This window comes from Desulfatibacillum aliphaticivorans DSM 15576, from assembly GCF_000429905.1.
Lineage (GTDB): Bacteria > Desulfobacterota > Desulfobacteria > Desulfobacterales > Desulfatibacillaceae > Desulfatibacillum > Desulfatibacillum aliphaticivorans.
Map to the genome: position 1 here is coordinate 308,410 of NZ_AUCT01000003.1, position 22,229 is coordinate 330,638.

The following is a 22,229-nucleotide window of genomic DNA, read 5'->3' on the forward strand; positions in this document are numbered from 1 at the left end:
TCGTACCAAAGATATCATGCACGGATTATACCAATAATGTCAATCCTGCGAGACGCCCATTACCTTTTGCGCCGCCTCCCTCACCCTGGGCTCCGGATCGTCCGCATAGGCCGCCAGAGCGCCTTTGGCCAGCTTGTGCGGAATGCCGGCCAGGGCGAAAGCGGCGGCGGCGCGAACGGATGCCGCATACTCCTTTTTGGAGAAAAGGGTTTTTTTGTACGAAAGAATTTTTGACAAAGGCACAATGGCTTCCGGGTCGGCCAACCTGCCTAAAGCCTGGCAGCAGGCTTCCAAAAGTTCGGGCGCCTTGTTCACATCCATTTGCTTGACGATGATGCCAGCGCTTCCCGGAGCGGCGGTTTTGCCCAGGCAGACAACCGCTTCCTTAGCGATCTCCGGCCTTTCGTCGTCCAGGAGGTTGCTTAAAATGTTCACCACATAGGGGGCGTTCAGGCGCTCGGCCAAGGCGAACCCCGCCTTTCTGACCGACGTGTTGGAGTCCGCCAAAAGAAAGGTCAACTCCGTTTTCAGGTCCGTGGTAGCGGTGTCGATAACTTCCACTATGCGGGCTTTTCGTTTGCCGCTGTTTTCGTTGACCAATTCCTGTTTCAGCTTCTCCACCGCCTGATAGCCGATCTTTTCCAACTGGCTGGCCGCTATCTGACGGGTTCTGACGTCGTCATTATCCTTGATGATGTTCAACAACAGCCGGACTCCCGAGTCCCCCATGCCGCCCATCAGGGCGAAGGCCGATTGCTGACGGAACCCCTCTCCCGAGGCCACATCGGCCATGAGGGTCAGGGCCATGTCTCCCTCCGGCTGCCGGGTCAGAGCTTCGGGTATGATGCCTTCGGGGTCTTCCATTTCCATGGCTTCCCTGCGTCTGGCAAAGTGCCCGAAAATCCAGGTGGCCAGGGAGTATTCCCCGATGCGAACAAAGTTGGCGGCGGTATCGTACAGCAGCGAAGCCATGTTTTCCAAGAGCTGCGCGTCGCTCTCCGCCGGCAGGACGGCCAAAAGGGGATCCACAAGCAGGGGCGCGAACCGGGGCTCAGGAGAAAGCTCCGGGGCGTTCAGCAACTCCCGGCAAGTTTCCAGCACCTGCTCCCGGCGCCCTTCCTCGTTTTCGGAATATTTATAGAACAGAACCTCCAGGACTCTTGCCACGCCTTTTTCATTTCCTTTGAGAAAAAGGTCCCGGATGTTCTCCACCGAAGGCTCCAGGGAAATATCCTGTTCCTCCGACTCGGGCGGCATCTCCAGATCCCCTTCGTCGCTTTCCAACTCCAGGGGCTCTTCAACCTCTTCTTCCTCTTCTTGGCCGCCCTGCCCCTCCCCGGCGGCTTGCAGGGCGATTTGATCGGCCAGGACGTCGTAGACGCTGATGTTGAAATAGATGGTGGACAGCTTATTTTCCATGCCCACATTGGCCCAAAACTCGTCGGCGGTTCCGTCCTGGGGCTGCTTGCCCACGTTGGCCAGAAAAACCGTCAGCTCCTGCTTGGAAGCTTTTTGATAAAAAGTCACGCTTTTCAGGCAGGCGGACTCCAAAAACTTAAGCATGAAAGGCGTTAGCTTGTCGAAAACCCGGGCGTCCACCTTGTTGCCGTTCAACAGCAGGGATTGGTCCACCCCGGCCAGGGTCATGACTTCGTGCTTGTCCAAAAAGACCTTGAGGATTTTCATCACTTCCTCAATGGACTCCTGGGCCACCGGGCCTGATGCGGGATAGAGTTTGAGCTTGCTGGCGGAGCTTAGCAGAGTTTTAACCACCTTGGCGGCCAACACCTGCTCTTCGCTGCCCAGTTCCGTTTCCTTGCTTGACGCTCCCGAAGTCTGCTGTTCTTCGCCCGACACCTGGGTGTAGGTGACCTGCTTGACCTGGACCCGTCTGAGCCTGTTTTCCGTGGAAAACTCTTTCCAAAAGCGTTTGTGGATGTTTTTGGGATCCACCTCGCTGATGCCTTCCACCAGCCGGACCAGTTCCGCCAGGGTGGCGCCGTGAGAAAAGGCAATGCTCTTCAGGTCCATGGTCCCCATAAACCCGGAAAAGGCTTCGGAAACGGTTTTGATCTCCGGGATATCCAGGGCGTCCCCGTTGGCGTAAATAACATCCTTTTCCAACACGATGGTCAAACGGGGCGTGTGAACCAGCACGGTTTCCAGGACTTCCTTGAACTTGTTGACCGCATTGGCCGTCAAGTCGCTGCCCGTGGGGTACAACTTGGTGTTGCGAATGGCGATGAGCAGGGCGCGAATGACCTTGGCCGCCAGAGGATAATGCTCGGGAGCCAGGGGCTGGTCCGGGGCCTGGGCGTCGTCGTCCCATTCGGGAGTGCGGCCCGAATAGCTTTCGGCCTCATCCGGGTTGAAGATCATTTCGTTTTGCTGGGCCTGGATTTGCTCGTAGAGCTTGGCTTTTTCCAGGTTGGCGGAACGCTGATAATGATACGCCAGGATGGCGGGGGACGGCATAAGGCGCTTCTTGTAGAGCTCCTCCTGGTAGTCGCCGATGTTCTCGTGCAGCCGCTCCTTTTCCTCCTGGCCGATTTTTCCGTAAATGACCTGCCGGACCTGGTTGCCCAAGAACCGGATGTTCTCGTCGTTCATATGGAAGGTGGCGCTGACCAGCCCCTGGGCCGCCGCATTGTCCAAAAAGTCCAGGACCGCGGCTTCGTCCATTTCCGAGCTGCCGGTCAAAAGGCTTAAGGTCACGGCGTCTCCAAAAGCGGAGGCCCGGTCCAAAAGGGCCTGGCTTTCCTGATCCAGGGAAGCCACCTTTTGGGAGATGATTTCGTCCATGGACCGGGGCAGATAGTCCTCCTCAATGGGGTCCACCACCCAATGGCCGTCCGCGCGCCGGATTTTTTCGTCAAAAACCAGCTTGAACATGATCCCGTTGAAAAACAGGGGATTGCCCTGGCTGACCTGGGCGATGTCTTCGCACAACTGCTCGGGCAGCCTCACACCGGGATAGAGCTTATTGAAATGGGCTTCAATTTCCTGGGGCGAAAGGGGCGTCAGGTGTATGGTTTCCAATGGCGCCATTTCGATCACCGACTGAACGAATCGCCACAGAGGGCCGTGTTCGCCGTCCGCCTGGAGCGCATCCGGACCGCTTCCGCACAGGAACAACGGCAGGGATTTCTGCGCAATCAAATGCTTGAATATCAGCAGAGACGCTTCGTCCACCAGGTGCAGGTCGTCCACCAGGACGATCAAGGGTTTGTTCTCGATCAGCTTGGGAATAATCGAGGCCATGGCGTTGAACACGTGCTCGCGTTTTTGGGTCTCGTCTCCCAGGTCCACATCCGCCGCCTGCCGGGTGTGTATGCGCATGTCGCCCGAAGGCACAAAGGCCGAGGAAAGGGCGCACAATGCCACAGGGTCCAGGTTCGCCAGGATCTCCCCCCCCTTGTCCTTGCGGCGATAAAGCAATTCCTGCACCAGGTTGGAAACCAGGTAATAGGGCCGGAACAATTCCTGCGTCACGCCGGCGAGTCTGATGCGGGCGACCTTGGTCTTGGATAGCTGGGTGTTGATGGTGTCCAGAAAGGAGGTCTTGCCCATGCCGGGCCCGCCTTCCACAAGCACCAACTGGCTTTCGCGCTTTCCAAAGCGTTTAAGCGCCTGGGAAACCTGCGCCAATTGGCTTTTACGGCCGGCGTTTTTCGCTGCATCCTTGTGCAGCATGCTTTCCGCAGCTTCGTTCTCCGGGCTGATTTCCGCGGCGTTAATGGCCCGGTCCCCGCCCAGGTCTTTGGCCATTTTGAGGGCGGTCAGGGCTCTTTCCACAAAGGTCTTGTCAGACTCGGCGTCTTCCGGCGCCGTGGTGATGCTGACGCTGATGGTAAACGGAATTTCCAGGGTGGCGTCCTCGGAAATATAAGGCGCCCCATGGACCGCGCTGATAAGTTTTCTGCCTATGGTGACTGCGGTTTTCTTGGGCTCTTCAGGCAGCAGAATGACAAACTCGTCGGCGCCGTACCGGACGGGAGTGGACCCTTCCGGAGCGGCTTGCTTCACAAGCTCGGCCAAATGCTTAAGGACTGCCGTGCCCAGATCCCGGCCCAGGGCGTCGTTGATCTGGTCAAGGTTGTCGATATCCACAAAGACCATGGAAGTGGGACGCGCTTTCAAGTCCCCCCATTGGACCCTGAACTCCAGATGATTTTTAATAAACCGCCGGTTGCGAAGCCCCGTAAGCTCGTCGTCGAAGATCATGCTCGTGGGATCTTTGCCCGAGTTTTCCAGAAAAAAAACCAGATCCGCAAGTTCTTCCATGTTTTTCAGGCCTATATAATGAAAAGATTTATGGAAGGGCCATAGCCCGGGAAGTCAATGCCAGGATGAATTTCGCTTTGTCCGTTCAGGCTATTTTTCGCCTTTTTTGGAATAACCGCCGGCAGGGACTAGCTTCCTAATTTTCTACAATGCAACTCGTTAGGATATTACAGGATTATCGCAATAGCTTCAAGGATAAAACAGTTTGGGAAGAATTAGGAGCGCCAAGGGGGCGAAACGGAGCCTCCATGCTCCCGCTTTAGGGACGATAAACCAAGGTTAGAGGAGCATACAAAACCGGGCCTCCGATGACCGCTTGAAACAATGCTTACTATCCATTTTCGGCAGGATTGAATCCACGGGGACAGCCCCCGGTTCAGTATTCCTTGGCGGGATCGTAAGTCCGCAAAAACAGGGAGACTGCCGCCCCGCCCGTGAGAATCAGGGCGCTTCCCATGAGAAAAACGTAGGGAAGGCCGTATACGTCCAGAATGATCCCGGACAAAATGGGGGAGACGATCATGCCCAGGCTCCAGGCTGCGTCCGTGATGCTCATGAGAGACGCCATGCCCATGGTGCGTCCTAACTGGGCCGTGATGACCAGACCTCCGGGCAGGGCCAGCCCGTTGGCCGCGCCCATGACAATATTCAGGACCAGAACCAGAAAAAATCCTTTCACCATGGGCATGCCCAACACGGCGAAACCGGCTAAAAAGGTTCCGAAAATAACCAAATATTTAGGATTGACCCGGTCCGCCAGCCTGCCGCTGAACCGCTGCAAAAAGGCGATGAGAAAGATGTTGGCTGAAAGCAGAATGCCGACCTGGGAGCTGGACATGTCCATTTTCAAACCTAGAAGGGGCAGGAATGTGTATACCGCGCCCTGGCCTGAAGCGGCCAGAAAACGCATAAAGATGATGCCCAAAGCAATCCGGTGGCGGACGATCTGGCCCACTGATGACCGGGCTTGATTTTCCTTGAATGATCGGGTTTCCGCGTCCGAAGGAATGACGATGACCACCAGGATGCAGGTGATCAGGGCCAATAGCCCCATGGCAATAAAAGCGGAGTCCATGCCGAAATGATCGCGAAGAGCGCCGCCCAGAACCGGCCCGGCGCCCAATCCCAGCATGACGGCCATGTTCAGGGTGCCCATGTACAGGCCCAGCTCGTGCTTGGGGGCGATGTCCGCAGCCAGGGCCATGGCGATGGGAACCACCATGACCGACGCCATGCCGTGGAAAATCCGTACGGCGATAAGCGTCTCGGCGCTGCCCGCCAATACGTACATGACGGACATGAAGGTATAGGCGATCAGCCCGGCCGTGATGAATTTCTTCCTCCCCAGGCTGTCGGAAAACCTTCCCATAAACGGCCCGAACGCGGCCTTGGAAAGGTTGAAGCTGGCGATGATCAGGCCCACCATGAATCCGCCGGCCCCAAGCTCCACGGCGTAAACCGGGATCAAGGGCCAGATGATGCCCAGCCCGATCATGGAAACGCCCACGGAGACAGACAGCAAAAACAGGATGCCTGAAGAGGATTTGGCCATAGGCTACAAGCCCCGCATCCATTCCGGCTTTAGCTGGACGTTTCCGGCCAGGGCCTGATCCAATGTCGCCAGGACGGCCTCTTTGTCCCGGGGGAACTTGGCGTCAATAGGCAAATAGTTGCTGGCATGGACGGACCGAAACGATCCGCGGCTTAGATTCGTGTGCTCAACCAACTCCCGCAATTCCCTGATGATGCCCAAAGGATCGGGCATGTCAAATTCTCCCCGCTCATAGGCTTCGCCCAAGGGGGTGTTGCGCAAGGGCATGAGGCTCAGGGCGCTGACCGCTTCGGGGTCGATCTCCGAAAGAGCGCGGCCCGTCTCCCGGGCGTGCTCCATGCTCAAATGGGTCTGCCCCAGGCCCAACAGCACGATGGAAACCAGCTTGATGCCGGATTTTCTCAACCTCTTGCAATGGTGAATCAAATCCTCGGGAGTTCCGCCCTTGCGGATGTCCTTCCGCACCTGGGCGTGGCCCGACTCCAAGCCCAGAAACACCGCTTTCAGCCCGTTATCATACAGCCATTTCAGGTCTTCGTCCGACTTCAACATGATGGACTTGAGATTGGCGTAACAGGTGGTGCGCCTGACCCAGGGCAGCTTGTCCCTGATCTCGCCCAAAAGCCATTTCCAATGCTTCATGGGCATGATAAAGGCGTCGCCGTCCATGACGAAAACCCGGTCCTGGCGCTTGCAGTAATGCCGGGCGAACCGGAGGTCGCTTTCCAGATGCTTGCGGTCCTTGATGGCGAATCTCTTATCCTTGTACGCGCCGCAAAAGGTGCATTTGGAATGGGAGCATCCCAAGGTGGCCTGCAGCAGGATGGAATTGGCCTCGCTGGGCGGCCGGATGCAATTGCCTACATAATGAAACCCGTTGGGGATTTCCTTTTCGCTCATACTGATTGTTGCTCCGTGCTGATAAAAATTGCCTCCACCCGTTCCCTTTTAATGGGTTTGGCCGGCTTTGTCACTGTATTTGTGCATTTATCATAGCCTTTCAATCTTCCAGGGATGACTGCAGGGGCCGTGCGATGGGGGAATTCGGGGACATGACCTGATCTCGGGCATGAGTTCCAAACCGGAGCGGCGCCCAATGAGATCAGGATCGTATCCCCCATGAATTCCCGGGTATTGTTGTACAATTGAAAGTGTGCATTATCTTGTGTAAAATATTTTTGTTGTCGGATGAACCTGCGTGCACACGTTTTCGATTCCGGATACGCCGGAGGAAATTGACTCTATGCCTTTTCGTCATAGCCTCAGAATGCAGAACCATCCGACCTACCCGCTCAACCTTCGGGATTGTAAGTAGCGCTTTGAAATTAAGTAGGTATGTAGGCGGCTTAGATCTATCTATATACCAGAGCCCGAGAGTCATGGTTCCTTCCCCCCTGGCGGGGGAAGGACAGGATGGGGGGGACTGTCCGTAATACCGAACAATATCACCCCCACCCCAACCCTCCCCCGTCAAGGGGGAGGGAGTTTTTGGGACGCCGGCTTTGATGTTTAATACCTCATAGCCCACTGCATTTTCTTGAATATGTTGAGAAAACTTGATTCCCGGAAGTAGCGTCAAAAAAACCTCGGCCATTCATGGAGGAAGGCATGGCGATAAATGCAAAGGCGAAGCGTTTGGCCCTGATGTACTGGCCCCTGGCGGTCACGTTGATTTTTCTGGCCCTGGCTGCGGGAGGACCGCTGGAAAAAGCCTATCGCGCCGTCATGCGCCCCATGGCGGAATACAACGACTCCTTTTTGGAAACCTCCGTGCGCGACACGGCGCAATTAATGATTCCCATCGGCCTGGCCAAGGGAGCGGCGGACATCATCGAAGGCACGACCCTCCAGTTTGAGGCCGGCGTGGTCTTCGCCAATGCAGGCACGGAAATGGAGGTGGGCGACGCCCTCCAGCCTGTGCTGGATTATTTGAATCTGGCCTGGCGCATTCTCATCCTGAGCATCATATTTTCCACGGTGACCAAAAGCGTGCTCCAGGGCTGCTATCCCGTGGCCCATATTTTGTTGATCGTATCCCTGTCCGGGTTTAGCCTGTGGTTTCTGATCCGGCCGTGGCTGAAGGAAACCAACGCCTGGGCCGTTTCCGTGGAACGCATATCCAAAATGACCCTTTTGGCGGCCATCGTGTTTTTACTGGTGCTGCCCTTGTCCGTATACTTAGCGGCGAACCTTTCCCAGGCGACCACCGCGCCCTTGGAGGCGTCTTTGTTTTCGTCCTTTGAAGAAGCGGGGCGGCATTTTGACGTGTCCGAATTCCACAGCATCGACAAAATCACCGACAAAGCCAAATTCCTGTACGACAAGTCCCTGGAGTTGATGCAGTACTCCCTGACGGCGACAAAAGACATCGCCATGAGCGTGGCGCGGCTGTTTGTGATCAAGCTTTTGAACGGCGTGGTTTTCCCCTTGGGTGCGCTGGCCTTTTTGCTGTGGCTCCTGCGGGGCGTCTTGTATCCGGCCCTGGGCCTGACCCAGACCGGCCTCGCCCGTGAGGATTTCAGAAACCTGAAGCTGTGGACCCGGTCCGAAAAGGACGAGGAGCGGTCTGCTTCATAAAAAGAGCGCGGATTTTACCCTGTTTCGTCCTTTTTTTTGATTTGGGCTTGCCAGCGTTGATCCTGACACAATTCCTCAAAGCTGTCGCGGCAGACGGTTTATGGGGACATCCCTGATTATTCCACGAGGGGTTTATGTCCCCCAGGTCATATTGACGTCATGATAGGCAAGAATCAGACCCAGGGGGTTATCATGGAAAGGGTTGACAACAAAGGCAAAGGCTGATGCTTATGCCGCTGGACCGCCTGGGGGACTGACTGGGCTGAGCCTGATGGCGACTGGGGGAGGGCTTTACTTTTTTAAAGCGTCCCCTGAAGCCCAAAAATCTTTACCAGTCTGCCTTTCTTTCCAAACATCCAAGGTTGTGATGCTTATATATGATGTCATTATAGTTATTGATTTCACCTCGTATTTCGGATTTGTATTTAACCAAATCTCCATTCTCGATTCTGGCATACACCCGGATATAATCCCAGTTATAAATTGTCGAATCAGGTATAAAGAATTCCATAGTCAAGCATTCATCTTTGATGGCATAAAAGCCCATAGTGGCCCCTGAGAAATCCTCAGCAATTTCGACAGTCGGCATTGTCCCAGAGAACCCTTTTAGCACTCGCCCATTTGGCCAAAAGCGATAATATGTGTATGATTTATGAGTAAAATCCCTATTAGTAATTGCATATGAGTTTACATAAACTGCGTTGCAATCTATGGATGTCTCTCCAAGAACCTCGTAGGGACCAATTTGAAATTGCGGATTTTTTGCCCAATGCCGTCCGTCAGGCCAAACAACATCTGTTCTTTGTGAACATGCAAAAAAAAAACAAACAAGCAAGTGTGGAAATGGCGACCATTCTTTTTAAAATTTTCAATCTTCCTCTCCCTTTGCTTTCACTAACGTCATGAATGAAATGGCGAATTCTCGGAAGTCATCTCTTTCTTGTAAGTACCGAAATCGTGGGATATCTCTTGTGTCATGAACCACATGTTGTCCATTCATAGGTCTTTCAGGGGACGTCTTTGATTAATTCACTAACTTTTAATTATTATTAAAATTAATTGGTTATATTGCCTAAATCCAAAAAATTACCGATTTGGCGGGCGTTTATATCAGGGGAAGGGGCGTCCCTGCCATGGCGGCCTATCCTCAACATTGCCGTATTTTTATTCGAATGTCAAAGACCTCGCCCAAAACTAAGGATGGGAAAAAACCGATTCCCTGCGTGCGGGCGTCAACCGAAATTCCATTTTCCAGGTCCCCTTTAGTATTTTAGGGACGCAGGGTGTTTTTAGCGTTGGGAAAGAGATCAGGTCGCGCCTTTTGCGCCCCGCACCCAGGCAGCAAACTACGCTGCCTGGGGCGCCTAAAGACAAGGACAGGGACTCTGGATTCCCGACAGGGGCGTTCGGGAATGACAAACCTGTCTGCGCCCCTGCGCGAAGCGCCATTTTTAAGTTTTGATCAAACTTTTTTAAAAGTTTGCCGCCGGAGGCAAGTCCTTAAGTCGTTACGCAGTTTGCCGCCGGAGGCGCGCTGTTATGTAGTTATTTCATTACGCAGTTCGCCGCCGGAGACGTGCTGTTAGGTATTTATGCAGTTGTTCATTTGGGCAGTTGGCCGGAAGTTTTTTTAGCCTTTAATTGAAAGGCCAGGAGTGGTATTAGGGATATGAAATCGACTGTGTAAATGATTCCTGAGGGGGGGGATTATGCAAAATAAACAGCATGAAAATTGCGGCCGCATTTTTGTTTGCGCACGCCGGGAGGATTTTTACGCCCCGCAGCCGGCCCTGCATTTTTCCGAGACGCCCGCCCCGCAGCCTGATGAAAAGGGAGGCGCGCCCCGATCTTCGGGCGTGTGAATTGTATGGCGAATGTCCTGCTCATAAAAAATCGAAAACGGGAATATACGGACCATTACCTGGCGACCTCGCCGCCTTTGGGAGTCTTGTACTTGGCGGCTTACGCAAGGGAGCAGCGCCCCGGCAAGGATGTTTTCACCATGGTCGACGAGCGGGTTTACGCCAAAACTTCCAGGGAGTGGGAGGCGTATCTGAAAGACCTGCAACCGGAAGTCATCGGCTTCAGCAGCATGTCCATCGAACAGGATCAGGTGGATTATTTGCTGCCGGTTTTCAAACGCGCCCTGCCTCGGGCGAAAATCGTCATAGGCGGGCCTTTGGCGTCGTCCTCCGGGGCCCGGCTTTTGGATGACGCAAACATTGATTATGTGGTCAAGGGCGAGGGGGAAATCCCTTTTACGCAATTACTGGAAGCCCTGGACGGGAATGAGGATTATCCTTTTGATCAGATTGCCGGGCTGGCTTTTCGGGATGATTCGGGAAAAATCATCGATAATCCGCCTTCCAAAAACCGGGCCGACCTGGACGACCTGCCCTATCCGGCCTACGATCTCATCAACCTGCAGGATTACGTGGGCCGGGACCGCATGACGCCGGTGCGCACGACCCAGTTATACGCGCCGTTGTTTACGTCCCGGGGATGCCCCTATCATTGCATATACTGCCACGACATTTTTTCAGGAAAGTTCCGGGCCATGAGCGCCATGCGGGTGGTGAACGAAATCGAGCACATGATCAACGCCTACGGAGTGCATGAGTTCGAGGTTTTTGACGACATTTTCAACCTGGATAAACAACGGGTCAAAGACATTAGCGCCGAGATTAAAAAACGGGGGCTGGAAACCTATTTCACTTTTCCCAACGGAGTTCGAGGCGATATTCTGGACCGGGAAACACTGGAAGCCTTAAAGGACATGGGAACCGTGCACATGGCCTTCGCCGTCGAGACGGCCTCGCCCCGCATCCAGAAGGTTTTAAGAAAGAACATCAACCTGAAAAAAATCCGCGAGAACATCGCCATCGCCGCGGACCTGAAAATTTTCACCTGGGGCTTTCTCATGATGGGACTGCCCAAGGAAAGCCGCTGGGAGTTGTGGAAAACCATCTGGTTTGCGACCTCGTCCAAGCTGCACGGGGCGTATTTTTTTCCGGTGGTTCCCTTTGAAGGCACGGAACTGGCCCAAAAATACGAGGAGGCCATTGAAAGTCATGGGGAAAAACGCCTGTGGGATTATTTTCTGCCGGAAGGCGCTTTGGGCGCGGTGGGCCCCCGGGAGCTGTCAATCATGCATTCCCTGGCTTATTTCATCTTTTTTTTCAACCCCTGGCGCGTGTATTTGATATACACCAGCGGAGTAGCGCCGTTTAACCATTTGGTTTCCCTGGCTTTCGGCATTGTGCGATACATTGTGGCGGACAAAATCCTTTACACGATAAAGGCCAAGGCGCGAAAAATTTTTAAATTCCGCATCACCCCCAGGACTGCGTAGGGATTATGGGAAAAGCAAAGACTTCATCCGTCCGGTCCGGCATGCGGACAGGCGCTTCCCAAGGCCTAAACAAGGTCCGAAGCAGGCTGTCCGAGCGATTTTCCCGGTTCGACGATCCCCTGTCCCGGCTGATTCTGACGGCCTATAAGGACGCGCTCATGCCCTCCATGAGGATGATGTCCGCGCCTTTGTTCGGGGCCACGGCCATGATTTCCCTGACCTATCAATGCCAGTGCCAATGCCCCCATTGCGGATCCCGAACCAACCAGCAAAAAAACCGGCCAGAGCTTTCCAAGGGCCAGATCATCGACCTCATAAAACAATGCAGCAAGGCCGGGACGGCCAACCTGTATTTGTTCGGTGGGGAGCCCCTGCTGCACCCCAACCTGGACGATTTCGTCAAAACCGCCAAAGGCCTGGGCATGCGGGTGAGCATGGACACCAACGGCTATCTGCTGGATTCGGACAGGGTGAAAAGCCTGGCCGCCCTTGGGACGGATCACGTCAGGGTGAGCATTGATCACGCCCGGCCCAGGCTCCACGACGCCTTTCGCGGGGTGGAGGGGCTACACGCAAAGGCTGTGCAGGGCGTCAGGCTATGCCTGGAAAACGGCGTTCGCTGCGATGTGTCCGCGGTGGCCACCCAAAAAAATCTGGCCGACGGAAGTTTGCAGGCCATCCTGAACCTGGCGGACGGCCTGGGCGCCCGGGTTCGTATGCTCACTTCCATCATGTGCGGCGGCTGGGAGGGGAAAAAGCGCGTGGTGCTTTCCCGGGACGAAATCGCTCAAATGCGCAAGCTGCTTAAGCCCGGCAGGGTTTACTGGGAGTCGGACTGGATTAACCATCCCCAGGCGCCGTTTTCGTGCGCGGCCCTGGACAGGCTCATGTTTCACGTGACGGCCTTCGGCGACGTGCAGCCCTGCTGTTACATGGAAGAACGGTTCGGCGCCGTGACAAACGAGCCGTTGTCGGATATAGTTCTGAGAATGTGGCGGTCCGATCTCACCCGAAGCTATAAGCGATTTCACGACTGCCCGGTTAACCGGCCTTGAGAGTTCCCGTGAAAAAAAGAGGGGTATTGCATGTCCCGCGTTTTATTGATTAAAGCCATGAGAAAGGCGGTTCTGGAAACAGGAGACTCCGTCGCCCCTCCCCTGGGATTGTTGTGCCTGGCCGCCTATGCAAAAAAAGTGCGTCCGGGAAAGGATCAGTTCACTATCCTGGATGAACGGATTCACCCAAGGACCCCAAAGGAATGGATTGCTTATATTAAGGAACTGAGGCCGGATTGCATTGGCCTCAGCGCCATGAGCGCCGACGCCGACCGGGTTGGCGCGCTGATTCCTTTCCTGAAAGACAACTTCCCGAAAATACCCGTCGTCTTGGGCGGCCCCCTTGCATCATCCGTGGGCCCTGACCTGATAAAACACATTCCCGCGGACTATCTGGTTATGGGAGAAGGGGAAAAGGCGTTTGTAAGCCTTTTGGAAATGTTCGAACAGGGGCTCTCTCATCCCGGCAGGGAAATCAGCGGCCTGGCCTTTTCAGACCCGGACGGTAAAACGGTTTGCTGGCCAAAAAACAAAGATCTGATTGACGTCAAAAGCATGCCGTTCCCCGCCTATGACCTGATTGACCTTAAGGAATACCAATATCAGCCCCGAATGACCCCCATGAGCACGAAAGAGCCCTACGCGTACATAATGACGTCTCGGGGATGCCCGTATCACTGCATATACTGCCATGACATTTTTTCAAAAAAATTCCGCCCCATGGACGCCTTACAGGTGGTGGACGAGATTGAGCGGCTGATAACGGATTTTGGAATTCATGAGTTTGAAATTATCGATGATGTATTTAACCTGAACAAAAAGCGCGTTCTGGCTATATGCAGTGAGATCAAAAGGCGGGGGCTGAAAACGGCGTTCACTTTTCCCAACGGGCTCCGGTCGGACATTTTGGACCGGGAAGTTTTGGAGGCCCTGGCTTCGGTGGGAACCTACCACATCGATGTAGCCGTGGAGTCGGCATCCCCGCGCATTCAAAAACTGGCCCAAAAAAATATCAACCTGGAAAAACTGGAGGAAAACGCGGTGATTGCTTCGGAATTGGGAATTTTTTGCTGGGGCTTGTTTATGCTTGGCTTTCCCACGGAGACCCGGCGTGAAATCCTGAAAACCCTGTTTTGGGCGTGGAAAAGCCCGATGCATGGCGCCTTTTTCTTCATCGTGATTCCCCAGGAAGGAACGGAGCTGGCCCGGAAATATTGCAACAAAAAACCCGGCGACTCGAAAGTGGGAAGCCCTTTATATTTTAACGTCAAGGATAGCCTGACCCATGTAAGCGCAACGGAATTACGGATGTATCAATCCCTGGCCTATATTCTGTTTTTATGCAGTCCAAGACGGTTGTGGGCCATATACCGGCATATCTCCAATAACGGGCGCCGAATTTCCGGAACCATTTTCCGCTTTTTGGACTATCTTTTGCTGCAAAAGACGAAAAACCTGGCCAAACAGGTTTGGGGGGCGGCCGCAGGGCGTTTTGGGCAAGGCGCCGGACAAAAAATCTAAAAGGATGATTAGGGTGTAAATGGACAAAGGCGGAGCAATAGCAGCGACCGCACGCGGCGTATTCATGAACCGTTGGGTTTTTCCAATTTGGACGGCCTGGGCGGTTTTTCTGTATATGCACGGCGTCCTGATCCTCTGCTGCACCGAAACCGTAACCAGCCTGTCCGCGGTCGTACTCCTGTTTACTCCCGTAATGCTCTTTGAATGGCGGGCGACCAAAAAATATACAGACCTGCATCCCCGATCCCAAGGCTCGGCCCCTTCCGGCCGAAGGCGTTTTTATTACTTGTTGTGCAACGTGGTCATGTGGGCCATGTTTTACGGTATCTTTGTGGTCTACATTTTAGTCAAGCTCCGGGCGACCCCCGGGTTTAAAGTTTACTGGTCGTTTTTTCTGGTCAACAATTTCTTGATGTGGCGCTCCGTCATGGGCTGGGCCTGGGTTGCGCTGGCTTATTGGATGGTCATGTATTACCTGCTGGCCGTCCGGGCGGGAAGATTCAGGCTGATCTGCGCGGTGTTTCTGCCCTTGGCCATTACGACGACAATTTTTATCGTGCAATGGAAAATCGGGGGCGCAGGAGCAGCCTCGGACGAAACCATCCTATCCCAGGCGGGCGTGGTCAAAATCATGGACGTGGGGGAAGTCGCCCAGGCTTTGCTGCGGGATTACCCGGACAATCTCACCTACCTGACTCCCCTAGGGACGGGGTTTAAAACCCGCGGAGAAATCAAGGCGTCAAACAAGGTGCGGGAGGTGTTTTACGATGAGGAGTTGAACGCCGTGTTCGCCTTTTACGGAGGAACCTATTACGCCTACGGCAGCACCACCATTCCCGCCATCGTAAAAAAGGACCTGGGCACCGGGGAGATCTCTTATTTGCTGACGGAGCACAACGTGCGCCGGGTGGAAATGACCGGGGACAGCATGTTTGTGGCGCCCTGGCACGACAACCATCTATACGAAATCTCCAAAAAAGACCTGTCCATCGTCCGTTCCATCCCGGTGGGAGGCTACGTAACGCCCATGCTGTGGGAGCCCATGGACATGGCTTTGGACGTGAACGGAAAAGCCCTGTACATTGCCACGTCCATGTATCCCAGCATAGCGGTGGTGGACCTGGAGGCCAACCGCCAGGTAAAAGTCATGCCGCTGTACGAGCCCGGAACCCTGAGCGAGGGGGGCTGGGCCTGGTGCATTTCCCAGTCCAGGGAAACCCGGCTCTTATACATGGTGGTCGCCACCTGGCAGGGAAGGGACATTTCGGAAATCGACCCGGACTCTTTGAAAATCCTGCGCACCCAACAGTGGGACTTGTTTTCCCTGACCTCCATGGCCCTCACTCCGGAAGAGGACGTCTTATACTGTCAGTCCAATGTATGGGACGGCCTGACCAAGGTGCGTATGAAGGATTTCGCCATCGAAAGGGTGTATGAAGGCGAACGCCACGCCAGGTATCTTAGCCTGGACCCGAAGCGCAATGTCATCTACGTCCTGGGCTATTGCTCGGGCAAGGTTTTTTCCATTGACTTGGAAAGCGGAAAACGGCTTTGGGAAATCCGGGTGGGAGGCAGGCCCCACGGCATGCATTTGGACTCCCAGGACCGGTTGTGGATTCATTCCATGTCAGGAGTTTTTCGCATAGACCTGCCCTCCGTCTGGAAAGACAAGTAGCATCCAGCAAGCCCCTGCCCGCGCCTCCTGGATTGCGGCCTAATTTTCTTGCCCTAAACGGACTTCGCAGTCTATTATCAATTCATTATTCGCGGCTCAAAAATTTTCCCGTTACCAATACATTTGACCCGCAAAGGTCCATTTGGCCCTTGCTATATTAAGGCGCGGACCTGCTGCATTTGTTCATCAACGAGGTTATGCATGCAAGCCAAACCCAGCTATGAAGATCTTGAAAAAACCGTGCTCAAGCTCCAAAGGCAGTTGTCCAGCAGCGCAGATATTTTGGATGAAACAGGCCGCATGGCGAAAATCGGAGGCTGGGAGTTTGACCTGGAAACGGGAAAAGCGGCGTGGACCCGATCTCTTTACGACATCCTGGAGTTCGACGGGAGTGAGCCCATCTCGCCTCTGGAGCACATGCACTTTTACTCTGAAGATGGCCGCTTGGCTTTGGAATCGGCGATTGCTGAGTGCCTGGAAACAGGGAAGCCCTTTGACCTGGAAGTCAACCGAAAAACGTGGAGAGGCCGTGAAATCTGGTGCCGGTTGACGGGCGAGGCTGTCTTTGAAGAAGGCGCCCCCCGAAAAGTGCGGGGAACCTTTCAGGACATCACCTCCCGCAAACAGGCGGAAATCGACCTGCGCTCCAGCGAGCAGAAGTATCATGATTACATATCCCACGCCCCTTACGGAGTGTTTGTGACCAATGAGCAAGGGGAGTACCTGGAGGTAAACGGCGAGGCCTGCCGTCAAACCGGATACAGCGAGGAGGAGTTGCTTTCCATGAGCATCCTCAGCCTTGTTCCGCCGGAAAGCCACGAGGAGGGCAAGGCTCATTTTCAGAAAATAAACAAGAACGGCAAGGCATATGGGGAGTTTCCCTTAATCCGAAAGGATGGAGAAGTCCGGTGGTGGTCCGTGTTCGCGACCAGGCTGTCCGAGACCCGTTTTTTGGGTTACACCAATGACATTACGGACAGAAGGATCATGGAGCAGGAATTGCGGCGGAGGGAAAACCTCATGAGCCGGGTTTTTGACATTCTCCCCGTGGGCCTCTGGTTTACCGATAAAAAGGGGCAATTGCTCCGGGGCAACCCCATGGGCCAAAAAATCTGGGGAGGAGAGCCTACGGTGGGTCAGGAGGAATACGGCGTGTTTAAAGCCCGGAAGCTGCCTTCCGGAGAAGAAGTCGCCCCCGACGACTGGGCCCTGGCCAAGACGGTGAACCAAGGCGTCACAATATTGGATGAAATGTTGGAGATCGAAGCCTTTGACGGAGAAAAAAGGGTGATCCTCAACTACACCGCTCCGGTCCTGGATCACAAGGGAGAGGTGGAAGCCGCCGTCGTGGTCAACCTGGACATCACGCAGCGTCAGAAAGCGGAAGAAGAAAAGCAGCGGCTCCAAAGGCAGTTGCTCCAGGCTCAAAAAATGGAATCCGTAGGACGTCTGGCGGGCGGGGTGGCCCATGACTTCAATAACATGCTGGGGGTTATCGTAGGGCACGCGGAAATGGCTCTGGATGCCACGGCAATGGATTCGGAAATCCGGGAGGACCTCACCGAAATCCTGGATGCCGCCAAGCGCTCCGCCAACCTGACCCGGCAATTGCTTGGCTTCGCCCGCAAGCAGACCGCCAGGCCCATTGTCATGAATATCAATGAGGCCGTCAACTCCATGCTCAAGATGCTCCGAAGGCTCATCGGAGAAAACATCGAGTTGTATTGGAATCCAAGCCCGGACGTATGGCCCGTTGAAATGGATCCCAGCCAGGTGGATCAAATCCTGGCCAATCTGGCCGTAAATGTCAAAGACGCCATCCAAGGCATAGGGCGCATGACAATCGCCACGTACAAGGTGTGCATAACGAATATGAAAAGCCCGGAGAGCGCGGATTTCACCCCCGGGGATTATGTGGTGCTGGAAGTCGGGGACAACGGAAAAGGCATGGACGAAGAAACCATGCACATGATTTTCGAACCGTTTTTCACCACCAAAGGCGTGGGGGAAGGCACCGGATTGGGCCTGGCCACCGTGTACGGCATTGTGCGGCAAAACAAGGGTTTCATCAAAGTGGAGAGCGAACTGGGCCAGGGGACTGTTTTCCGGATTTATCTTCCCCGGTCCCAAAAAGCCGAAGCCGCCCTCCGTAAAGCCTCGCCCGCCCCTGCTCCGGGAACCGAAACCATTTTGGTGGTTGAGGATGAAAAGGCCATTTTGAACATGTGCGCGGCAATACTGAAACGCAACGGATACCAGGTGCTTGCCTCAAGCTCTCCCCACGAAGCTTTGGAAATAGTCCGCCAATGGGACGGCCCTCTGGATCTGGTGATCACCGACGTGGTCATGCCGGAAATGAACGGCAGCGCAATGAAAAGCAAGCTGGAGGGAATCCGGCCGGGCCTGAAGCACTTGTTTATGTCAGGCTACACCTCCAATGTCATCGCCCATCACGGCGTGCTGGACCGGGGAGTCCTTTATATTCAAAAGCCGTTTTCCGTCAACGATTTCCTAAGTAAGACCCGCAAAGTCCTGGATAGCAAAATTTAGCCGGAGAAAGCCCGCTATGGGCTTCCTCCGGGGTAGAATTGCAGCCGGCATGCTTTTCTGACCGGCCTCCATGCCTTACATCGCCAAAATTTGAGGATGACGCCGGGTTCCGGAAACAGGGACCCAGCGTCCTTTTGGACTTGTTTCAACGCAACTTGGCGTCGCTACCCGTGGACGGCTTTGCGTTTTTGCGCTTCCAATCCCGCGCTCCTCATATTCAGAGGGTGAAAGGCGTTTTTCCGGGCTATCAGGCGGCTGTGCTTGTTGATAATCCCGGCCATTTTGTTTAAAAAGGCGTAATCCAGGCATAAAATGGCCTGATCGCTTTTTTGCTTGAACTCCAGCAAGCCTTCATGCCCCTCGAAGCCGCAGGCCCGGGCGCACAGGCAATGCTCGTCCGTAAGATTCACGGCATAGCCCTTGTCCGCCAGAATCTGGGAAAAGCGTCCGGCCTCCTCCAGCATTTCCTTAAAGGAGCGTCCGTTCAGGTTAATGCCAATGTCCGGCCAGGTTTTGGGATCCTTGCCCAGTTCAAAATTGTACCGCATGTAGGTGGGCAAAAAGTCTTCCGGCAGATCAAAGCCGTAGCGCACCTGCTCCTCAAACCACCGGGCGCCGGGCAAGGGCCCGGCCGGAGTCACCAGCACGGAATCCACGCGGCAGTTGCGTTCTTCCAGTTTTTGCAAAAACTCCAGGTTATCGTGCATGATTTCCTCCGCGCCCAGGCCCTTGGGAAGAGGAACAGGATGGATAAAGCTAAGCCCCACGTCCACGTGAGTCTTTTCCAGCCTGGAAGCCTCTTTGATGGCGGCGACCGTATAAAACAGGTCGTCCACGGTATTGCCTTTTTCCACAATTTCATCCAAAACCCGCTGGTTAGCCGCTTCCACGCCCAGGAACACGGCTCGCAATCCGGCCTTGGCCATAACCTGGTATTTGTGCACAAGCTCCGGGTAACGCTTTATCGCGCTGTGCTCTCCCCGGGTGAACATGGAAAACTCCATGTTGACGCCGCGGGACAGGGCCTTGAGAGCGATTTTGTAGCCTTTGTTGGCAGGGGTGGCGGAGCTGGAAAAGCGAAAAAGGCCGATGTCCTGCGTGATGAGGTGCTCGATTTCAGCCATGGTCCGGATGATCTTGCGGGGACGGTAGCCGCCCAGACTGGTTTTGTGAGCGCAAAAAGCGCAGCCTTTTTTATAATAGCAGCCCAGATCGTCCACGACCACTCCCACGTTCACCTTGCCTTCCCCGCAGGAGTACAAAGGCAGGGGAAGATCGTCCAGGGAGGCGAATTTTGCGCTGGTTTTCAGGATCGCCCCGTCCTTCCGATAGACAAGGTTGGGAATCAGGTCCCGGTCGGCCATGGAGGCGATGAAGGAAAGGATTTGGCCCTTTTTCCAGCCCTGGGCGCGTTTGTCAGCTGCAATCTCCGCAACCCGGACAAGAGCCTTTTCGCCCTCCGAATACACGCCCAGGTCGAACTGATTGTCCGTCAGGCAATCCTCCTGAAACTGGTTCATTTGAGGGCCGCCGGATATGATGATGGTCTCGGGGGCGTGCTCCTGAACCAAAGCCGCCAACCTCTCGGAGTAGATATGGCGTTTGCCCAGCCAGGTTTTAATCCCCAGAATATGATAGCGTCCCTTTTGGATTTTCAAGGCCAGGTCCAAAAGGTACTCCTCCATTTTCCCGGCGATGATTTGGCTCGCCTCCTCCTGCAAGGCGTACCAGGACCGCATATCGCCGGCATCCGGATTAGACCGGAACACCCTGGGCGCCAGCAGGGAGAGCTTGGCGGAAAGGCTTCTGACGCCGGGAATGCTTTGCACGAAACCGGTCATAAAATCCATGTTGGCCGGGTCGTCCAGTTCCACGTCCACGCCCTTGGCTTCGCAGGCGGCCTGCAAATAAGCCAGGCCGTTGTCCAGAAAACTGTCGCTGGCGGAGTACACTTGCCCCATCATGGAGTTCCACAGGTATATTTTTGCTTGTTTCATGGTTAATTCCTCCCTTCGGTTTTGAGTTGTTCATTTTCCATGGGGCATTCATGGGTTTTGTTGGCGATGTAAGGCGCGCCTTTGGCCGTGCACGCCCTGTTGGGGCACAGGCAAAGGAATCCGTCCTTGTCCCATTTGTCGCGGTAGACCTTTTTGATCATGTGCTCCGCCGGCCCGGTCAGGGGCTTCCTGAAGTCGATGATCAGGGCCGCGGTGATGTTGCGCACGGTTTGCTCCATATAAAGGGACATGCCGGGAATGGGGGTGACGCCGTATTTCTGATACATGGGCACGTGGTTCACGTCGCTCTGGCCGATGAGCAAATCCAGGCCGGAGTGGCAGGCGTAAGTCAGGGACGACGCCATGACCAGCCTGCTGACGCCGAAGCCCCGATAATCGGGATGCACCACGTTGCGGCTGCTTTCGGCGTATTGCACGCCGCCGGCGTCCCACTCGGTTAGCAAATGGGAAAGGTCCACGCTTTCGGCCATGGGCGAAAAAGCCCGCAACGGCTGGCGCACGTAGTCAGCCAGGGTAAGGCCGGGATGGTCCTCCAGGGACGGATTGTCGTGCTCCAGAAGGGCGTCGATGTAGGAGGCGAAGGGCTCCTGGCGCTCCCTGAATATGAGGCGGGTGGTTCCCACCAGGACGTCGCCCGCCCCGGTTCTTTCAAACACGCCGAAGGGAATGCTGTAGGGCGAAAACTTGTCCAGATCTATCCGAAGCCTGTTGTGCTGGTTGAGATAATGCAAATGGTCGTACACGCCGTAGCTCAGGCGGCATGAGGCGAGGAAGTCTTGATAATTATCGATGATCCTGGCCGTAAAAACCGATTGAACTTCCTGCTTGGCGTGAACTTGCTTGGAAAAGATGGCTTCCAAAAGCCGGTCAAAGGAACTAAGGACAATGTCCGTGTTCAGGGGTTCCGGGATGGCGTCGTAAGCGCCCTTATTGCGGAAGGATTGAAGGGGCAAACGGGCCTCGTCCTCGCCGAAAACCACAGAGCCCATTTTTTTTTCCCACGAAATTCCATCTCAGGTAATCCGTTAAGTCAAGACCGTTTTGAATGTTCCGGCCGGTTAGGTCTGAGCCGAAATCCCCCTGAGCGGGATTGACCCTGTAGTCTGCGCATACAATTTGCACGGCATCCTCCGTATACTTGTAATTTCTGTCAATGGTTTCCACCGCTTCCTGCGCGGTTCGCGCCAGGGAGAGGTTCCCCTGGATGCTCTTCTGGCCGGTCCTCAGGCGAACGATGTCGTTCAACCTTCCACTCTGGACCATGGCCTGAAAAAACTGATGCCTGCCCACCAGGCTCTCGGCGTCGGGCGCCACGAGCACAATGAAATAGTCTAATTTCATACGCATCTCCTTTCACTAAGGTCTTGAAAAATATTGTAAAACACCTTGCTATTACTACATAAGAAACCGATTTTCTTATGTACCTAAAAGAATATATTGTCTTGTTTATTTCGTCAATTTTTTACAAATATGCTATTTTTATGCATCTGAAACCGGAGGCATATGAATAAAAAATGGCGTTCAATAGGGCTTGACACACTCTTTTGACCAAGAGAAGAATTGTTAACTGAAAAGATGCAGTAATTCTTGCTCTACTTTTCTAAAAAAACTCGCCTTGGCTGGAAAAAAAGGAGCGCTCCGAAGA

13 protein-coding genes are annotated in these 22,229 nt (G+C 54.4%); 7 read left to right on the forward strand and 6 right to left on the reverse strand.

The genetic code is table 11. The features are described from left to right. Positions 1–39 precede the first annotated feature (39 nt). The 3 genes from G491_RS0105655 to G491_RS0105665 form a co-directional block, all read right to left on the reverse strand. On the reverse strand, positions 40–4,284 hold the full coding sequence (locus tag G491_RS0105655) for a diguanylate cyclase (protein ID WP_028313880.1): 4,245 nt from the start codon (positions 4,282–4,284) through the stop codon (positions 40–42). A gap of 376 nt (positions 4,285–4,660) precedes the next feature. Continuing rightward, complete coding sequence (locus G491_RS0105660) at positions 4,661–5,836, reverse strand: MFS transporter (protein ID WP_028313881.1); 1,176 nt, start codon at positions 5,834–5,836, stop codon at positions 4,661–4,663. A gap of 3 nt (positions 5,837–5,839) precedes the next feature. Continuing rightward, the gene (locus G491_RS0105665) at positions 5,840–6,736 is read right to left on the reverse strand and encodes a radical SAM protein (protein WP_028313882.1); all 897 of its coding nucleotides are present in this window, start codon (positions 6,734–6,736) and stop codon (positions 5,840–5,842) included. 708 nt (positions 6,737–7,444) lie between these two features. Here G491_RS0105665 and G491_RS0105670 point away from each other — a divergent pair. The 7 genes from G491_RS0105670 (at position 7,445) to G491_RS29570 (ending at position 18,566) form a co-directional block, all read left to right on the forward strand. Further along, the gene (locus tag G491_RS0105670) at positions 7,445–8,413 is read left to right on the forward strand and encodes a hypothetical protein (protein WP_157468000.1); all 969 of its coding nucleotides are present in this window, start codon (positions 7,445–7,447) and stop codon (positions 8,411–8,413) included. A 1,709-nt stretch (positions 8,414–10,122) separates the two neighbouring features. After that, positions 10,123–10,275 (forward strand): hypothetical protein, encoded by a 153-nt coding sequence (locus G491_RS35325; RefSeq protein WP_157468003.1) that lies wholly within the window; start codon positions 10,123–10,125, stop codon positions 10,273–10,275. A gap of 5 nt (positions 10,276–10,280) precedes the next feature. Further along, positions 10,281–11,765, forward strand: a complete 1,485-nt coding sequence (locus G491_RS0105690; protein ID WP_028313886.1) for a B12-binding domain-containing radical SAM protein — start codon at positions 10,281–10,283, stop codon at positions 11,763–11,765. A gap of 5 nt (positions 11,766–11,770) precedes the next feature. Next, positions 11,771–12,820 carry a radical SAM/SPASM domain-containing protein gene (locus tag G491_RS0105695; protein WP_028313887.1) on the forward strand — a complete coding sequence of 350 codons (1,050 nt, stop codon included), beginning with the start codon at positions 11,771–11,773 and terminating at the stop codon, positions 12,818–12,820. Between the two features lie 30 nt (positions 12,821–12,850). Then, complete coding sequence (locus G491_RS0105700) at positions 12,851–14,341, forward strand: B12-binding domain-containing radical SAM protein (RefSeq protein WP_028313888.1); 1,491 nt, start codon at positions 12,851–12,853, stop codon at positions 14,339–14,341. 64 nt (positions 14,342–14,405) lie between these two features. Beyond that, positions 14,406–16,016: a YncE family protein gene (locus tag G491_RS0105705; RefSeq protein ID WP_157468005.1), complete on the forward strand. Its 1,611-nt coding sequence runs from the start codon at positions 14,406–14,408 to the stop codon at positions 16,014–16,016. 201 nt (positions 16,017–16,217) lie between these two features. Next, positions 16,218–18,566 carry a hybrid sensor histidine kinase/response regulator gene (locus G491_RS29570; protein ID WP_051327056.1) on the forward strand — a complete coding sequence of 783 codons (2,349 nt, stop codon included), beginning with the start codon at positions 16,218–16,220 and terminating at the stop codon, positions 18,564–18,566. Between the two features lie 164 nt (positions 18,567–18,730). On the opposite strand, the gene G491_RS0105715 is transcribed toward G491_RS29570, so the two are convergent. The 3 genes from G491_RS0105715 to G491_RS0105725 are packed head-to-tail and all read right to left on the reverse strand — an operon-like array spanning position 18,731 to position 21,925. Next, complete coding sequence (locus G491_RS0105715; RefSeq protein WP_028313890.1) at positions 18,731–20,563, reverse strand: B12-binding domain-containing radical SAM protein; 1,833 nt, start codon at positions 20,561–20,563, stop codon at positions 18,731–18,733. Positions 20,564–20,565: 2 nt separating this feature from the next. After that, positions 20,566–21,573, reverse strand: coding sequence for a GNAT family N-acetyltransferase (locus G491_RS0105720; RefSeq protein WP_028313891.1), 1,008 nt, complete (start codon positions 21,571–21,573; stop codon positions 20,566–20,568). After that, on the reverse strand, positions 21,512–21,925 hold the full coding sequence (locus tag G491_RS0105725) for a hypothetical protein (RefSeq protein ID WP_012609231.1): 414 nt from the start codon (positions 21,923–21,925) through the stop codon (positions 21,512–21,514). Before G491_RS0105725 ends, G491_RS0105720 begins: the two co-directional genes overlap by 62 nt. Positions 21,926–22,229: the final 304 nt, after the last annotated feature.

Bases quoted from the DNA above. Each gene is read 5' to 3' on its own strand.
- G491_RS0105655 (WP_028313880.1), bottom strand. From the start codon at position 4,284: ATGGAAGAACTTGCGGATCTGGTTTTTTTTCTGGAAAACTCGGGCAAA.
- G491_RS0105660 (WP_028313881.1), bottom strand. From the start codon at position 5,836: ATGGCCAAATCCTCTTCAGGCATCCTGTTTTTGCTGTCTGTCTCCGTG.
- G491_RS0105665 (WP_028313882.1), bottom strand. From the start codon at position 6,736: ATGAGCGAAAAGGAAATCCCCAACGGGTTTCATTATGTAGGCAATTGC.
- G491_RS0105670 (WP_157468000.1), top strand. From the start codon at position 7,445: ATGGCGATAAATGCAAAGGCGAAGCGTTTGGCCCTGATGTACTGGCCC.
- G491_RS35325 (WP_157468003.1), top strand. From the start codon at position 10,123: ATGCAAAATAAACAGCATGAAAATTGCGGCCGCATTTTTGTTTGCGCA.
- G491_RS0105690 (WP_028313886.1), top strand. From the start codon at position 10,281: ATGGCGAATGTCCTGCTCATAAAAAATCGAAAACGGGAATATACGGAC.
- G491_RS0105695 (WP_028313887.1), top strand. From the start codon at position 11,771: ATGGGAAAAGCAAAGACTTCATCCGTCCGGTCCGGCATGCGGACAGGC.
- G491_RS0105700 (WP_028313888.1), top strand. From the start codon at position 12,851: ATGTCCCGCGTTTTATTGATTAAAGCCATGAGAAAGGCGGTTCTGGAA.
- G491_RS0105705 (WP_157468005.1), top strand. From the start codon at position 14,406: ATGAACCGTTGGGTTTTTCCAATTTGGACGGCCTGGGCGGTTTTTCTG.
- G491_RS29570 (WP_051327056.1), top strand. From the start codon at position 16,218: ATGCAAGCCAAACCCAGCTATGAAGATCTTGAAAAAACCGTGCTCAAG.
- G491_RS0105715 (WP_028313890.1), bottom strand. From the start codon at position 20,563: ATGAAACAAGCAAAAATATACCTGTGGAACTCCATGATGGGGCAAGTG.
- G491_RS0105720 (WP_028313891.1), bottom strand. From the start codon at position 21,573: ATGGGCTCTGTGGTTTTCGGCGAGGACGAGGCCCGTTTGCCCCTTCAA.
- G491_RS0105725 (WP_012609231.1), bottom strand. From the start codon at position 21,925: ATGAAATTAGACTATTTCATTGTGCTCGTGGCGCCCGACGCCGAGAGC.